The 18,298-nt window shown below is 73.9% G+C and carries 2 protein-coding genes; both read left to right on the forward strand.

Features of this window, described 5'->3' with window-relative positions; translation table 11 throughout:
• Positions 1–20: 20 nt before the first annotated feature.
• A complete protein-coding gene (locus ACH4OW_RS32950; RefSeq protein ID WP_398031555.1) occupies positions 21–11,099 on the forward strand; it encodes an amino acid adenylation domain-containing protein in 11,079 nt (3,692 codons plus the stop codon).
• Positions 11,096–18,292, forward strand: a complete 7,197-nt coding sequence (locus ACH4OW_RS32955; RefSeq protein ID WP_398031557.1) for an amino acid adenylation domain-containing protein — start codon at positions 11,096–11,098, stop codon at positions 18,290–18,292. The genes ACH4OW_RS32950 and ACH4OW_RS32955 overlap by 4 nt, the downstream gene beginning before the upstream one ends.
• The last annotated feature ends 6 nt before the right edge of the window (positions 18,293–18,298 follow it).

Below are 18,298 nucleotides of genomic sequence, written 5' to 3' on the forward strand. Positions count from 1 at the left end.
GGGAGGGTGCTGGGCGGGGTGTGGTGGCGGTGGTGCCGCGGCCGGGGCGGGTGCCGTTGTCGTATGCGCAGCAGCGGTTGTGGTTCCTGGACCGGCTGGAGGGCCCGAATCCCACCTACAACGTGCCGCTCTCGCTGCGTCTGACCGGTGAGTTGGATCTTGAGGCGCTGGCCGGTGCGTTGGATGACGTGGTGGGGCGGCATGAGAGTCTGCGGACGGTCTTCGCGGAGGACGACCAGGGCCCCCACCAGATCGTGCTGGACCCGGCCGGTGTCAGCGTGTCTCCGCGGGTGGTCCGGACCTCCGAGGACCGGCTGCCTGCCGAGCTGGACGAGGCCGTCAGCCACGTATTCGACCTGGCCACGGACATTCCCCTGCACGTGACGGTGTTCGAGCTGGCCGAGGACAGCCATGTGCTGCTTCTCCTCGTGCACCACATCGCCGGTGACGGGTGGTCGCTCCCGATCATCGCGCGTGACCTGAGTGTCGCGTACCTCGCGCGCAGCGGCGGCAAGGCTCCGGACTGGGCGCCGTTGCCGGTGCAGTACGCGGACTACAGCCTGTGGCAGCGGGACGTGCTGGGTTCGGAGGACGACGCCGGCAGTGCGATTGCCGCGCAACTCGACTTCTGGCGCGATGCGTTGGCGGACGTGCCGGACGAGTTGTCGCTTCCCTGGGACCGGCCGAGGCCGGCGACTCCGACCCACCGTGGTGACCAGATCACCGTGGACATCCCGGCGTCGGTGCACGAGCCCCTAGCCGGACTCGCCAGGGAGTGCCGGGCGAGTGTGTTCATGGTGGTGCAGGCGGCGGTGGCAGTGCTGCTGTCGAAGCTGGGTGCGGGTACGGATGTGCCGCTGGGTACGCCGGTCGCGGGTCGTACGGACGATGCCGTCGAGGAGCTGGTCGGGTTCTTCGTGAACACGCTGGTTCTGCGGACGGACGTGTCGGGCGACCCGACGTTCCGGGAGGCCGTGGGCCGGGTGCGCGAGGGTGCGCTTGCCGCGTACGCGCACCAGGATGTGCCTTTCGAGCGGCTGGTGGAGGTGTTGAACCCGACGCGTTCCCTGGCCCGGCACCCGCTGTTCCAGGTGATGCTTTCCTTCAACAACATCGACGACCGCGCCGCCCTCGACGCCGTCGGCCGACTGCCCGGTCTCACCGTCCGGGGGGAGAGTTCTGCCCTGGGCATCTCCAAGTTCGACCTGCTCTTCGGCTTCTACGAGCGGGTGGACGACGCGGGCCGGCCCTCCGGGCTCAACCTCACGGTGGAGTTCGCCACCGACCTGTTCGACCGCCGGACCGTTCAGCTCGTCGCCGACCGGCTGATCCGCGTCCTCGACGCCGTGGTCGCCGATCCCGGCACGCCGCTCAGCCGGATCGACGTCCTCGGGGCGGACGAACGGCGGCGGGTGCTCGACGAGTGGCACGGCACCGTCCGCGACCTGCCGGGCACGTCGGTTCCCGCGCTCTTCGCCGCGCAGGCGGCGCGTACGCCCGGCGTCACGGCGGTGGAGTACGACGGGACCGGCCTCACCTACGCCGAACTGGACGCGGAGTCCAACCGGCTGGCCCGCCACCTGGCCGGCCTCGGCGCCGGGCCCGAGAGCTTCGTCGCCGTCGCTCTGCCGCGCTCAACGACCCAGGCCGTCGCGCTGCTCGCCGTCCTCAAGGCGGGCGCGGCCTACCTGCCGGTCGACCCCGAGTACCCGGACGAGCGCATCCGCTTCATGCTGGAGGACGCCGCACCGGCACTCGTGCTGACCACCGGCGAACTGGCCGAGCGGCTTCCCGGCGGGTACCGCTGCGTGGTGACCGACGGCGCGGACCCGGCCTGGGCCGCCCTCGACACGTCGCCCCTGGACACCCCGCCGATCCGGCCGGAACACCCCGCGTACGTGATTTACACCTCCGGTTCGACGGGTCGGCCCAAGGGCATCGTGATGCCCGGTGGCGCGCTGCTGAACCTGCTCGCCTGGCATCACGAGGCCGTACCCGGCGAGGCGGGACGGCGCGTCGCCCAGTTCACCGCGCCCAGCTTCGACGTGTCCGTACAGGAGATGCTGTCGGCCCTCCTGGCGGGCAAGACGCTGATGGTCTGCCCCGAGCACGTACGCCGCGACCCGCACGCCCTGGCCACCTGGCTGGAGGACTCCCGCGTCGCCGAGCTGTACGCGCCGCAGACCGTCCTGGACGCCCTGTACGCGGCCGCCGCCGAGCAGGGCACCGCGCTGGCCGGGCTGACCGACGTGGCGCAGGCCGGCGAGGCCCTGGTGCCGACCGGCGCGATGCGCGACCTGTTCGCCCGCGGCGGCGCGCCGCGGCGGCTGCACAACCACTACGGCCCGGCGGAGACCCACGTCGTCACCGCCGCCACCCTGCCGCAGGACCCGGCCGACTGGCCCGTGGCCCCCGCGGTGGGCCGCCCCATCGCGAACACTCGCGCCTACGTGCTCGACGAGGCGCTGAACCCCGTCGCGCCGGGCGTGGCGGGCGAGCTGTACCTCGCCGGCGCGTGCCTGGCCAGGGGCTACCTGAACCGGCCGGGGCTGACCGCCGAGCGCTTCGTCGCCGACCCGTTCACCGCGGGCGGACGTCTCTACCGCACCGGTGACGTGGCCCGTTGGAGCGGCGCCGGGGAGCTGGAGTACCTCGGCCGCGCCGACGCACAGTTCAAGGTGCGCGGCGTCCGCATCGAGCCGGGCGAGATCGAAGCCGCGCTGACCGGCCACGACAGCGTCGCGCAGGCCGCCGTGCTGGTCCGCGGGGACCAGCCGGGCAACCGGCGCCTGGTCGGCTACGTGGTCCCGGCCGCCGGTGCCGTGGATACCGACGAGGTCCTGGCCCACCTCGCCGGGCTGCTGCCGGACCACCTGGTTCCCGCCGTGCTCGTGCCCGTCGACGCCCTGCCGCTGACTCCCAACGGCAAGCTGGACCACCGGGCCCTGCCGATGCCCGGCACGGACGGCCCGGCGGCGCGTGCGCCGCGCACGGCGCGGGAGCGGCAGCTGTGCGACCTCTTCGCCGAGCTGCTGGGCCTGCCCGCCGGGGAGGAAGTGGGCATCGACGCCGGCTTCTTCGCCCTCGGCGGCCACTCGCTGCTGGCCGCCCGGCTGGTCAACCGGATACGGACCCGGCTCGGCGTGGACCTTGAGGTGCGTACGGTGTTCGAGGCGCCGACGGTGGCCGGGATCGCCGCCCGGCTGGACGCCGCGGCACCCGCCAGGAGGGGCGTCACCGCGGTGGTGCCCCGCCCGGACCGCGTACCGCTGTCCTACGCCCAGCAGCGCCTGTGGTTCCTCGACCGCTTCTCCGGGCCCAGCCCGACCTACAACATCCCCGTCGCGCTGCGGCTGTCCGGCGCGCTCGACGTTCCGGCGCTCGAAGCGGCCCTCGCCGACGTGGTGGCCCGCCACGAGATCCTGCGTACGGTCTTCACCGAGGACGCCGAAGGCCCCCGTCAGGTGCTGCTCGACGGGAGCACGCCCCGGCTCGCGGTGGTGCCCGTCGAGGAGGCCGCGCTCGACGCGGAACTGGACCGGGCCGTACGGCACGGCTTCGACCTCGCGGCGGAACCGCCGCTGCGCGTCACCCTGTTCCGGTCGGCCCCCGACGAGCACGCCCTGCTCGTCCTCGTCCACCACATCGCCGGCGACGGCTGGTCCATGCCGCGCATGATGCGCGACCTGGTCACCGCGTACGTCGCGCGCACCGCGGAACGCGCCCCCGAGTGGGAGCCGCTGCCCGTGCAGTACGCGGACTACAGCCTCTGGCAGCGGGAGGTCCTCGGCTCCGAGGACGACCCCGGCAGCGAGATCTCGCAGCAGCTCGCCTTCTGGAAGTCGGCCCTGGCGGGCCTGCCGGAGGAACTGGCGCTCCCCGTGGACAGGCCGCGCCCGGCCGAGGCGTCCTACCGGGGCGGCACCGTGCCGTTCGAGCTGTCCGCCGGCACGCACGCGAAGCTGCGGGCCGTGGCAGCCGCGTGCGGCGCGAGCGTGTTCATGGTGGTGCAGGCGGCCGTGGCCACCCTGCTGTCCAAGCTGGGCGCGGGCAGTGACATCCCGCTCGGCACCCCGGTGGCCGGACGCGGTGACGACGCCGTGGACGACGTCGTCGGCCTCTTCGTCAACACGCTGGTGCTGCGCACCGACACCTCGGGCACCCCCGTGTTCCGCGACCTCGTGGAGCGGGTGCGCCAGGCGGACCTGGCCGCCTTCGGCAACCAGGACGTGCCGTTCGAGCGGCTGGTGGAGGTGCTCAACCCGGCGCGTTCGCTCGCCCGGCACCCGCTCTTCCAGGTGATGCTGTCGTTCGACAACAACGACACGCAGGAGATCACCGAGGCCGCCTCGGCGCTCGACGGCCTCCAGGTGAGCACGCCGCGCGTCGGCACCGGGATCGCCAAGTTCGACCTGCTCTTCGGCTTCACCGAGCGGACGGACGCCGACGGCGGGCCCGCCGGGCTGCGGGGCGGCGTGGAGTTCAGCGCCGACCTCTTCGACCGCCCGACCGCCGAGTCCCTGGCGCGGTGGCTGTCGCGGCTGCTCACCGGGATCGCCGACGACCCGGACCGTTCCATCGACCGGTACGACGTCCTCGGTACGGACGAGCGCCACCGCGTGCTGGCCGGCTGGAACGACACCGCGCTGACGGTTCCGGCCGGCTCGGTGATCGACCGGTTCGAGGCGCAGGCCGCTCGGACGCCGGACGCCACCGCCGTCACGTTCCGGGACACCGGCCTCAGCTATGCCGAACTCGAGGCCGCGGCCGGCCGGTTGGCCCGGCGGCTGCACGCCCGTGGTGCGGCACCCGAACGGCTCGTCGCCCTTCTGCTGCCGCGCTCGACCGAACTGGTCGTCGCCATGCTCGCCGTACTGAAGACCGGCGCCGGCTACCTGCCCGTCGACCCCGAGTACCCGGCCGACCGGATCGGCATGGTCTTCGAGGACGCCGATCCCGTCCTGGCGGTCACCACGGACGGCCTGGCCGCGCGCCTGCCCGACGGCTGCCCGTGGACGACACCCGAAGCGGACGCCGACGAGGCCCCCGCGGGCGCCCTGCCGGCCCGCCGGTGGCCGGAGCGGGTCGCCTACACCATCTTCACCTCCGGCTCGACCGGCCGCCCCAAGGGCGTGGCCGTACCCGACCGTGCCTTGGCGAACTTCCTCGCCACCATGGAGGAACGCTTCCCGCTCGGCCCGGGGGACCGGCTGCTCGCGGTGACCACGGTCGGCTTCGACATCGCCGGTCTCGAACTGTTCCTCCCCCTGCTGCGCGGGGCCGCCGTGGTCCTCGCGGCCCCCGACGACGTACGCGACGCGGCCGCGCTGGCCGGCCTCCTGCGGTCGTCCGGCGCCACGCACATGCAGGCCACCCCGAGCCTGTGGCAGGCGGTCCTCGACGAACGGCCCGACCTGTCCGGCGTCCGGGTGCTCGTCGGCGGCGAGGCCCTGCCGGGCGAGGCCGCCCGGCGGCTGGTCGCCGGCGCGCGGTCCGTGACGAACCTGTACGGCCCGACCGAGACGACCATCTGGTCGACCGCCGCCGAACTCACCGCCGACGCGCCCGTGCTGATCGGCGAACCCATCGGCAACACCCAGGTGTACGTGCTCGACGAGCGGCTGAACCCGGTGCCGCCCGGCGTGCCCGGCGACCTGTACATCGCGGGCGACGGACTCGCGCGCGGCTACCTCGGCCGCCACGACCTGACCGCCGAACGCTTCGTGGCCTGCCCGCACGGGCGGCCCGGCACCCGCATGTACCGCACCGGCGACCTGGTGCGGTGGACACCGGACGGCGCCCTGGCCTACATCGGGCGCACCGACCAGCAGGTCAAGGTGCGCGGCTTCCGCATCGAGATCGGCGAGATCGAGTCGGCGCTGCTCGCCCACCCGGACGTGGAGCGCTGCGCCGTCGCCGTACGGGAGGACCGGCCCGGCGACAAGCGGATCGTCGCCTACCTCGTCGGGCAGCCGGACCGGGCCGCCGTCCGCGAGCACCTGGCGGCCCGGCTGCCGGACTACATGGTGCCGTCCGCGTTCGTCCGGCTCGACGCACTGCCGTACACCCCGAACGGTAAGGTGGACCGCGGCGCGCTGCCCGCGCCGGAACCCGGGGCGCAGCGGGCCCGCCGGCTCCCGCGCGACGAGCGCGAAGGGCTCCTGTGCACGCTCTTCGCCGACGTCCTCGGACTCGACGACATCGGCATCGACGACGGGTTCTTCGAGCTGGGCGGGCACTCGCTGCTGGCCACCCGCCTGGTCAGCCGCGTCCGCTCGGCCCTCGGCGTGGAGGTCCCGGTACGCCGGCTGTTCGAGACGCCGACCGTCGCCGGCTTCGCCGCCGCGCTGGCCTCGCACGCCGGCCGGGCCGCCAGGCCGCGCGTCACGGCCGCCGTACCCAGGCCGCGGCGGGTGCCGCTGTCGTTCGCGCAGCGGCGCCTGTGGTTCATCGACCGCCTGCACGGGCCCAGCGCCGCGTACAACCTCCCGCTGGCCCTGCGGCTCACCGGACCGCTCGACCTCGACGCCCTGCGCTCGGCCCTCGGCGACGTCGTCGCGCGGCACGAGAGCATGCGCACCGTGATCGGCGACGACGCCGACGGCCCCTTCCAGGTCGTCCTGGACGCCGCCGAGTGGCCGGCCGTCACCCCGGTGCCCGTGCCGGAGGACGAACTCGCCGCACGGCTCGGCGAGGCCGCCCGCCACCGGTTCAACCTGGCCACCGACCCGCCCCTGCACATCGAGCTCTTCCGGGTCGGCGACGAGCACGTACTGCTCCTCCTCGTCCACCACATCGCCGGCGACGCCTGGTCGATGCCCCTGCTGACGGACGACCTCGTCGCGGCGTACGCGGCCCGCGCCGCCGGCGGCGCGCCCGGCTGGGAACCGCTGCCGGTCCAGTACGGCGACTACAGCCTCTGGCAGCGGGACGCCCTCGGCTCCGAGGACGACCCCGGCAGCGAACTCGCCCGCCAGCTCGCCCACTGGAAGGACACCCTGGCGGACCTCCCGGACGAACTCGACCTGCCGCTCGACCGGCCGCGCCCCGCGGTCTCCGACGGCCGGGGAGACCTCGTGACCTTCGAGGTCTCCGCCGACCTGCACCGGCGGCTGCTCGCCCTGGCCCGCGACGCCGGGGCCAGCCCCTTCATGGTCGTCCAGGCCGCGGTGGCCACCCTGCTGGGCAAGCTGGGGGCCGGCAGCGACATCCCGCTGGGCAGCACGATCGCCGGGCGCACGGACGACGCGCTCGAAAGCATCGTTGGCATCTTCGTCAACACGCTGGTGCTGCGCACCGACATCTCGGGCAACCCGACCTTCCGCGAACTGGTGGAGCGGGTCCGGCGGACCGACCTGGCCGCGTACGAGCACCAGGACGTGCCCTTCGAACGGCTCGTGGACGCGCTCGCCCCGGAACGCTCGCTCGCCCGGCACCCGCTGTTCCAGGTGATGCTCAACTACAACAACACCGCCGACCACCGGGCGACCGGCTCCGTACCGAACACGGGGCTCACGCTGCGCCGGGAGGAGGTGCACACCGGCTCCGCCAAGTTCGACCTGCTCTTCGGCTTCACCGAGCTGCGGCGCACCGGCACGGACGCCGCCGGCATCGGCGGCATGATCGAGTACAGCACCGACCTGTTCGACGCCGGGACCGTCCGCTCCATGGTGGACCGGCTGCTGCGCGTCCTCGAAGCCGTCGCGGCCGACCCCTCCCGCAGGCTCGGCGAACTGGACGTCCTCGACCCCGCGGAGCGCGAACGCCTGCTCGCCGGCTGGAACGGGACCGACGAGGCGCGGGCCCCGCGGTGCCTGCCGGACCGCTTCGAGCGGCAGGCGGCGCGCACACCGGACGCCACCGCGGTCGTCTTCGAGGACACCGAGTACAGCTACGCCGAACTCAACACCCGGGCCAACCGGCTCGCGCGGCGCCTGCGGGCCCGCGGCTTCGGCCCCGAGCAGTTCGCCGCGATCGCGCTGCCCCGCTCCGCGGAGACGGTCGTCGCCATCCTCGGCGTGCTCAAGGCGGGCGGCGCGTACGTCCCCATCGACGCGGACTACCCGGCCGAGCGCATCACCTTCATGCTCGGCGACGCGTCCCCCTCGGTCGTGCTCAGCTCAGCGGAACAGGCGGAGCGGCTGCCCGCGCACGGCGTCCCGCTGCTCCTCGTGGACGAGGACGGCGACACCGCCGAGCCGGTGGACGGCGGCGACCTCACCGACGCCGAGCGCACCGGCCCCCTGCGCCCCGAGCACCCCGCGTACGTCATCTACACCTCCGGGTCCACAGGACGGCCCAAGGGCGTCGTGGTCACCCACGACAACGTCGACCGGCTCTTCACCACCACCGAGCCGCAGTTCGGCTTCGGCACCGACGACGTCTGGACCCTGTTCCACTCCTTCGCCTTCGACTTCTCGGTGTGGGAGCTGTGGGGGCCGCTGCTGCACGGCGGGAAGCTCGTCGTCGTCAGCCACGAGGTGAGCCGCTCACCCGCCGACTTCCTGGAACTGCTGGCCCGGGAGAAGGTGACGGTGCTCAACCAGACCCCGTCCGCCTTCTACCAGCTCATGCAGGCCGACCGGGAAGCCCCGGACGTGGGCCGCTCCCTGGCCCTGCGGTACGTCGTCTTCGGCGGCGAGGCGCTCGACCTGAGCCGCCTGGACGACTGGTACGCGCGCCACGCGGACGACGCGCCGCGGCTCGTCAACATGTACGGCATCACCGAGACGACCGTGCACGTCAGCTTCCTCGCCCTGGACCGGGAGACGGCCGCGACCCAGTCCCGCAGCCTGATCGGCCTGGGCCTGCCGGACCTGCGGGTCTACCTGCTCGACGAGCACCTGCAACCGGTGCCCGCCGGCGTGCGCGGCGAGCTGTACGTGGCGGGCCCGGGCCTGGCCCGCGGCTACCTCCGGCGCGCCGGGCTCACCGCGGAGCGGTTCGTGGCCTGCCCGTTCCACGGGCACGGCGCGCGGATGTACCGCACCGGCGACGTCGGACGCCGCCGCGCCGACGGCACCCTGTCCTACGTCGGCCGCGCCGACGAACAGGTCAAGGTGCGCGGCTTCCGCATCGAACTCGGCGAGATCGAATCCGCACTGGCCCGCACCCCTGGCGTCGCCCAGAGCGCCGTTCTCGTCCGCGAGGACCAGCCGGGACACCGGCGCCTGGTGGCCTACGTGGTGCCGGAGGAGCCGGCGTCGGCCGACCTGGCCGCGGTCCGCAAGCACCTCGGGGAGAGCCTGCCCGACTACATGGTGCCGTCGGCCGTGGTCCCGCTCGCCGAGCTTCCGCTGACGACCAACGGCAAGCTGGACCGCAAGGCACTGCCCGCTCCCGAGCAGCGCGTCACGGCGGGCACGGCACGGCCGCGCAACCAGCGCGAAGAAGTCCTGTGCGGGCTCTTCGCCGAGGTCCTCGGCCTCCCCGAGGTCGGCGCGGACGACGGGTTCTTCGAACTCGGCGGCGACAGCATCCTGTCGATCCAACTCGTCGGCAAGGCCCGCCGCGCGGGGCTGACCCTGGCCGTACGCGACGTCTTCGAGTACCGCACGGCCGCCGCGCTCGCCGCGGTGAGCACGTCCGGCGACCACGACGCGGCACGGGAGGACACCGGCGGTGCCGGCTCCCTGCCGGCCACCCCGATCCTGCGGTGGCTGCTCGAAAAGGGCGGGCCGACCGACGAGTTCAACCAGTCCATGGCGGTCACGACACCGGTGGGCGCCACCGCGGAGGCCCTCGCCACGGCGCTCCAGGCCGTCGTCGACCACCACGACGCCCTGCGGCTGCGCCAGACCGGCGGCACCCTCTTCGAGGTGACCGGGCCCGGCTCCGTGGCCGCCCGGGACCTGCTCACCCGCGTCGACGTCTCGGCCACGGCCGAGGCGGACCTGCCGACGGTGATGGCCGGACACGGCACGACGGCACGCCGGGAACTGTCCCCGGAGGCGGGCCGCATGCTGCGCGCGGTCTGGTTCGACCGGGGCGCGGGCCACGCCGGAGCACTGCTGCTGGTGCTGCACCACATGGTGGTGGACGGGGTGTCCTGGCGGATCCTGCTGCCCGACCTCGCGCAGGCGTGGCAGCGGACCGCCGGCGGGCGGGAAGCGGACCTGGAGCCGGTCGGCACGTCGCTGCGGCACTGGGCGACGCGCCTGTCCGAGGCCGCCCACGAACCCGCACGCGCCGCCGAACTGCCGCTGTGGATCGACATGGTGCACAAGCCGGGACCGCTCCTCGGCGAACGGCCGCTGGACCCTGCGCTGGACACGTACGGCACCGCCGAGCGGACGTCGCTGACGCTGCCGACCGAGGTCACCGAGGCGATCCTGACGCGCGTGCCCACGGCCTTCCACGCGGGCGTCAACGACGTGCTGCTCGCCGCCCTCGCGGTGGCGGCACACGGCTGGCGCGGCATCGGCGACGGGGCACTCATCGACCTTGAAGGCCACGGCCGCGAGGAAACCGTCGTACCGGGCGCCGACCTGTCCCGTACCGTCGGCTGGTTCACCAGCATCTACCCCGTACGGCTCGCCCCGGGGGCCTTCGACCGGGCCGAGGCGCTGGAGGGCGGCCCGGCCGCCGGAGAGGTGCTGAAGCGGATCAAGGAACAGCTGCGCGCGGTCCCCGACAACGGCATGGGCTACGGGCTCCTGCGCCACCTCAACCAGGAGACGCGGCAGACCCTGGCGGCCTTCGCCGCGCCGCAGATCGGGTTCAACTACCTGGGCCGGTTCGGCGGCGGATTCGCCGCCGGGGACGGCGAGGCAGCGGACTTCGCCCTGCTGCCCGGTGGCGTCGGCCTCGCCGGTACGGACCCGCGCACCCCCCTGGCCCACGTCGTCGAGGTCAACTCCCGGACCGTCGTGGGGCCCGAGGGGCCCCGCCTGGTCGCCGAGTGGACCTGGGCGGGGGAGCTGCTGCCGGCCGACGCCGTGCGGGAGCTGGCCGACGGGTGGTTCCGGGCGCTGGAAGGCATGGCACGGCACGCGGACCACGTGGACGCCGGCGGCTTCACCCCGTCCGACGTCGCACTGACCGAGCTGGACCAGACAGAGATCGATCTGCTGGAAGCTGACTGGGAGACGGACGAGTGAGCAGGAATTCACGCAAGATCGAGGACATTCTGCCTCTGGCCCCGCTCCAGGAAGGGCTGCTGTTCCACACGCTCTACGACGAGGCCGGGCCCGACACCTACGTCATCCAGCGATCGCTGGACGTGGACGGCGCGCTGGACACGGCCGCGCTGAAAGCCGCCGCACAGGCGCTGCTGACCAGGCACCCCAGCCTGCGGGTGGCCTTCCGCCACCAAGGGCTCAGCCGCCCGGTGCAGCTCGTCCCCCGCGAGGTCCGGCTGCCCTGGCAGGAGACGGACCTGAGCGGCCTCGGCCCGGCGGAGCGGACGGCCGAGGCGGACCGCATCGCGGCCGGGGACGCCGCGCGGCGCTTCGACATGGCCAAGCCGCCGCTGATCCGGTTCACCCTGCTCAAGCTGGGCGACGAGCTGCACCGGCTGGTGCTGACCATGCACCACATCCTGATCGACGGCTGGTCGCTGCCCCTCGTGATGCGCGACCTCATGGCCCTGTACGCGAGCAAGGGCGACCCGCGCGGGCTGCCCCCCGTGCGGCCGTACAAGGACTACCTCGCCTGGCTCGGCGCACAGGACCAGGACCGCACCCGCCAGGTGTGGCGGGAGGCCCTGGCCGGGCTGGAACAGCCGACCCTGCTGGGCGCAGGCGCAGGCGCCGGACCGTACGCGGGCGGGCAGGGCCAGCTCGAATTCGGCCTCGACACCGTCCTGTGCGACCGCCTCGCGGAGACCGCCAAGAAGGCCGGGGTCACCCTCAACACCGTGCTGCAGGGCGCCTGGGCGCAGGTGCTCGCCCGCCTGACCGGCACCCACGACGTGGTGTTCGGCGTGACCGTCTCCGGACGCCCGCCGGAGCTGCCCGGCGTCGAGGGCATGGTGGGGCTCTTCATCAACACCGTGCCGCTGCGCGTGCGGCTGCGTCCCGGCGAGTCCCTGCACGCCCTGCTCACCCGCATCCAGGGCGAGCAGGCGCGGCTGCTGGACCACCAGTACCTGAGCCTGGCCGTCATCCAGAGCCAGGCCGGGCTGGGGGAGCTGTTCGACACCGCGCTCGTGTACGAGAACTACCCGACGGCCAGGGGCGGGCAGGACGCCGGGGGCTCTGAAGGCTCCGGGGGCTCCGGCGACGCGGCCAGGATCACCGGCGCGACGGCCCGCGAGGGAACGCACTACGCGCTCACCCTCGTCGCCGCCCCCCGGGACGGCATCGGCTGCAAGCTCGGCTACCGGACCGACCTGTTCGGCCCCGAGCAGGCGCAGGCCGTCGCGGACCAGTTCCTGCGGGCCCTGCGGACACTGGCCGACGAGCCCGAACGCCCGGTGGGCGCCTTCGACGGCCTGGCGCCCGACGGCGTGCGCGCACTGCTGGCGGCCGGGGAGGGCGAGGTGCGCGCGGTACCCGCCGGCTCCGTGCCCGGGCTCGTCGCCTCCTACGCCGACGCCCACCCCGAGGCGGCGGCCGTGCGGTGGTCGCGGCCGGACGGCGGAGGTACGGCCGCCTACACCTACCGCGAACTGCACGAACGGGCCGCCGCCGTGGCCCGCGGGCTGCGGCGGCACGGCGTCGTCCGGGACGACCGGGTGGCCCTGCTGATGGAACGCTCGCCCGACGTCGTGGTCGCGGTCCTCGGCATCCTCATGGCGGGCGCGGCCTACGTGCCGCTGCACGACGCCAGCCCGGAGGACCGCATGCGGCACGCCGTGGCCGAGGCCGGCGCCGCCGTCGTGCTCACGGACCGGTCGCGCGTGGACCGCGCCGGGCGGCTGGGTGTACCGGCCCTCTTCGCCGCCGAACTGGACGGCCCGGCAGCGGACTTCGAGCCCGTGCTGCCCGACCAGGTGGCGTACGTGATGTACACGTCCGGCTCGACGGGCACGCCGAAGGGCGTGGCGATCACCCACCGCGGCATCGTGGACTTCGCGGCCGACGCGCGGTGGGCGACCGGTGCTCAGGAGCGGGTGCTGATGCACGCGCCGCTGGCGTTCGACGCGTCGACGTACGAGTTGTGGGTGCCGCTGCTGTCGGGCGGCTGCGTGGTGGTCGCGCCGCCCGGTGACATGGACGTCTCCGTGCTCGCGCGGACGGTCGCCGAGCACGAGGTGACGGGCCTCCTGCTGTCGGTGGGGCTGCTCGGCCTGGTCGCGGACGAGGCGCCGGAGACGCTGCGCGGGGTGCGCGAGGTGTGGTCCGGCGGCGACGTGGTGCCGGCCGGGGCGGTGCGGCGGCTCTTGGAGCACTGCGAGGGCCTCGCCGTGGTGGACGCGTACGGCCCGACGGAGGTCACGACCATCGCGTTGGCGTACCGGGTGCCGTCGGCCGACGCGGTGCCGGTGACGGTGCCGGTCGGCCGTCCGTTGGACAACATGCGGGTGTACGTGCTGGACGGGATGCTGCGTCCGGTGCCGGTGGGCGTGGCCGGTGAGTTGTATGTGGCGGGTGCCGGATTGGCGCGCGGGTACTGGGCGCGTGCGGGGCTGACGGCGGAGCGGTTCGTACCGTGCCCGTTCGGGGCGCCGGGCGAGCGGATGTACCGCACCGGAGATGTGGTGCGGCGTCGCGCCGACGGCGAGACGGAGTTCCTCGGCCGCGCCGACGGGCAGGTGAAGGTGCGCGGCTTCCGCATCGAACTCGGCGAGATCGAGGCCGCCCTGTCCGCCTGCCCCGGCGTGGCCCGGTGCACGGCCGCCGTCCGCGAGGACCGGCCCGGCGACAAACGCATCGTGGCCTACGTGGTCCCGGCCGCGCCGGGCGCCGCCCCCGGCGCCGCCGCGCTGCGCACCCGCCTCGCGGAGTCCCTGCCGGACTACATGGTGCCGTCGGCGTTCGTGGAGCTGGACGGGCTGCCGCTGACCCCCAACGGCAAAATCGACCGCAAGGCCCTGCCGCCGCCGGAGGGCGCCGCCTCGGCGGGCCGCAGGCCGCGCAACCCGCGCGAGGAGATCCTGTGCGGGCTCTTCGCCGACGTGCTGGGCGTCGCCGAAGTCGGCATCGACGACGACTTCTTCCACCTCGGCGGCCACTCGCTGCTCGCCATCCGGCTGGTGAGCCGGGTGCGGTCGGTGCTCGGCCGGGACATCGCCGTACGGACGCTGTTCGAGACCCGGACGGTGGCCGCCCTCGACGCCGCCCTCGACGGCGCCCGGACGGCGCGCGCCGGTGTCACGCCCGCCGTGCCCAGGCCCGACCGGATCCCGCTGTCGTTCGCGCAGCGGCGGCTGTGGTTCCTGGACAAGCTGGAAGGGCCGAGCCCGACGTACCACATCCCGGCGGCGCTGCGGCTCACCGGCGGCGTGGACCACGACGCCCTCCGGCTCGCGCTCCGGGACGTGTCGGCCCGGCACGAGAGCCTGCGGACCGTCTTCCGCGAGCCCGACGAGCGGTCCGGCGAACCGCACCAGGTGGTGCTGGAACCGGACGCGGCCGCCCCGGTCGTCCGCACGGCGCAGGTGTCCGAGTCCGAACTGCCCGGACGCCTCGGCGAAGCGGCCCGCCTCCCGTTCGACCTCACGGCCGAACCCCCGCTGCGCGTCCACCTGTTCGAGCTCGACGAGGACGAGTGCGTCCTGCTCGTCCTGGTGCACCACATCGCGTGCGACGCCTGGTCGATGCCGATCCTGATGCGCGAACTGACCGCCGCGTACGAGGCCCGCCGCGCCGGCGCCGCGCCGGTGTGGCCGCCGCTGCCGGCGCAGTACGCGGACTACAGCCTGTGGCAGCGGGACGTGCTCGGCTCCGAGGCCGACCCGGACAGCGTGATATCGCGTCAACTCGACTTTTGGAAGACGGAGTTGGCAGGCCTCCCCGAAGAGCTGCCGCTCCCGGCGGACCACCGGCGTCCGGCCGTCGCCTCGCACCGGGGCGGCAACGTACCGTTCGACATCCCGCCGGAGCTGCACCGCGGACTCGCCGCGCTCGCACGCGACTGCAACGCCAGCGTCTTCATGGTGGTGCAGGCCGCCGTCGCGGCGCTCCTGACGCGGCTGGGCGCGGGCACGGACGTGCCGCTGGGCACGCCCGTCGCGGGCCGTACCGACGAGGCGGTCGAGGGCCTGGTGGGGTTCTTCGTCAACACCCTGGTGCTGCGCACCGACACCTCCGGCGCCCCGACGTTCCAGGAGCTGGTGGGCCGCGTCAGGGAACACACCCTGGCCGCGTACGCGCACCAGGACGTGCCGTTCGAGCGCCTGGTCGAGGTCCTCAACCCCGGCCGCTCACTGGCCCGGCACCCGCTGTTCCAGGTCATGCTGACGTTCAACACGGTCGACACCGGCGAACGGACCGACAACAGCACCGGGCTGGTGGCCAGCGCCAACCAGAACGCCGTGCTCGGCATCGCCAAGTTCGACCTGCTGTTCGCGTTCCAGGAAGAGCGCGCCGGCGGCCGCGAACAGGCGCTGCGCGGCACGCTGGAGTACAGCACCGACCTCTTCGAGCGGGACACCGCCCAGGCGATCACCGAGCGGCTGCTGCGGGTACTGGCCGCAGCCGTCGCCGACGCCCGGCTGCCCGTCCCCGAACTGCCCGTCCTGACGCAGGCGGAGCGGGACCGCGTACTGACCGGCTGGAACGACACCGCGCACGAACCCGCCGAGCGGCTCTCGCCCGCCGCACTCTTCGAACGGCAGGCCGCCCGCACACCAGGCGTCCCCGCGGTCGAGTGCGACGGCACCGCCCTCTCGTACGCGGACGTCGACACCCGGGCGAACCGGCTGGCCCGGCACCTGGCGGCGCTGGGCGCCGGACCGGAGCGCCTGGTCGCGGTCGCCCTGCCCCGCTCGCCGGAACTGGTCGTGGCGCTCCTCGCCGTACTGAAGGCGGGCGCGGCCTACCTCCCCGTCGACCCGGCGCACCCCGACGACCGGATCGCCCACATGCTGGAGGAGGCCGGGCCCGCCGCGGTGATCACCAGCCGCGGGCTGGCCGCACGGCTGTCGCCGGGACCGGCCACCCCGGTGATCCTGGCCGAGGAAGCGGACCGCACCCTGAGCGGCCTGCCCGGCACGGACCTGACCGTGGCGGAGCGCCCCGCCTACGCCCCCGCGCACCCCGCCTACGTCGTCTTCACCTCCGGATCGACCGGGCGGCCGAAGGGCGTGGTCATGCCCGCCGGCCCGCTGGTGAACCTGCTGGCCTGGCACGAACGCACGGCACCCGCGCCCGCCGGCGCCCGCGTCGCCCAGTTCACGGCGATCGGCTTCGACGTCTCCCTCCAGGAACTGCTGTCCGCCCTGACCTCCGGCCGGACGCTGGTGGTCTGCCCCGAGGCGGTACGCGCCGACCCGGCCGCCATGGTCGAGTGGCTGCGCCGGCACGAGGTGAACGAACTGTTCGCCCCCAACCTGGTGATCGACGCCCTCTGCCAGGCGGCGACGGAGCAGGAGGCGGAGCTGCCGGCGCTGCGGGAGGTCGCACAGGCCGGCGAGGCGCTGGTGCCGACGGCCGCCATGCGGTCGTTCTTCGCCAGGCCGGGCCGGCGGCTGCGCAACCACTACGGCCCGAGCGAATCCCACGTGGTGACGGCCGCCTCCCTGGCCGAGGACCCCGGCGCGTGGCCGGCGGCGCCCCCGATCGGCGCGCCGATCGACAACAGCCGCTGCTACGTGCTCGACGAGCGGCTGCGGCCCGTGCCGCCCGGCGTGCGGGGCGACCTGTACCTGGCAGGCCGCACCCTGGCCCGCGGCTACCTGGGCCGCCCGGCACTGACCGCGGAGCGCTTCGTACCGTCCCCCTTCGGCCCGGCAGGCGAGCGGATGTACCGCACCGGGGACGTCGCCCGCTGGACGCCGGACGGCGAGCTGGAGTACCTGGGGCGCGCCGACCGGCAGGTCAAGATACGGGGCTTCCGCATCGAACCCGGCGAGATCGAGACCGCGCTGGCGGGACACCCGGCCGTGGCGAGCGCCGCGGTCCTGGTCCGCGAGGACTCCCCGGGCATCAAGCGGCTGGTCGCGTACGTGGTCCCGGCGGACGGCACCGGCCTCGACGTCCCCCCGGTGCGCGAGCACCTCGCCCGCACGCTGCCGGACTACATGGTGCCGACGGGCTTCGTCGTCCTGGACCGGCTGCCGCTGACCGCGCACGGCAAGCTCGACTGGCGCGCGCTGCCCGCACCCGAGGCCGAGGCGCGGGGACGGGCGGCCCGCGACGAGCGGGAAGCCGTGATGTGCCGGCTGTTCGCCGAAACGCTCGGGCTGGAAGAGGTGAGCATCGACGACAGCTTCTTCGAACTGGGCGGTCACTCGCTGCTCGCCACCCGGCTGCTCGCCCGCATCCGCGCCGAGCTGGGCACGGAACTCACCGTCCGGCAGCTCTTCGAGACACCCACGGTGGCAGGTCTCGCCGCGAGCCCCCCGACGGCCGGCGGCGGGCGGTCCTCGCTCGGCGTACTGATCCCCCTGCGGTCCACGGGCACCCGGCCGCCGCTCTTCTGCATCCACCCCGGCGGCGGCCTGAGCTGGTGCTACTCCCGGCTGCTGCCCTTCGTCCCGGCCGACGTCCCGGTCTACGGCATCCAGGCCCGCGGCCTGGACGGCGAGGAGCCGTTCGCGGTGTCGGTCGCCGCGATGGCCGAGGACTACGTGGCGCAACTGCGCACCGTGCAGCCCACAGGCCCCTACCGGGTCCTGGGCTGGTCCTTCGGCGGGCTGGTCGCACACGCGGTCGTGGCCACGCTGGAGCGGCAGGGCGAGGAGGTCGAGCTGCTCTGCCTGCTCGACACCTATCCGCCGAACCCGAAGCTGCACGGCGTCGAACCCGACGAGACCGAGATCGTCGCCAACAATCTCCGGGCCGTCGGATTCGCCTTCGATTTCGACGAACTGGTGGCAGACCAGGACGCCGTACTGCGCCGATATCGCGCGTATCTGATCGAGGCCGGGAAGACCGATATACGGATGGACGAACAGGAATTCCTGCGCGTCCGGGATATGTACGTGAACAACATTCGCCTGATGCGCGGCCACCGGCCCGACCGGATACGCGCCGATGTGCTCTTCGTCGCCGCCTTGCGCATCGGGGCCGAAATGCGGGCGAGCCTGACCGAGGAAGAGCTGGCGGGCCTGCTGAACGTGACCGCGTGGAAACCGCACGTGGCCGGCGAAATCGTGGTCGACGAGGTCGACTGCGAACACGGTGAGATGATGACCAGGCCGGACGTGGTCGAGAGTATAGGAAATTCACTAGCCCGCGCGTTGTAAAGTTCG

The organism is Streptomyces sp. NPDC017056, from assembly GCF_044332485.1.
Taxonomy (GTDB): domain Bacteria; phylum Actinomycetota; class Actinomycetes; order Streptomycetales; family Streptomycetaceae; genus Streptomyces.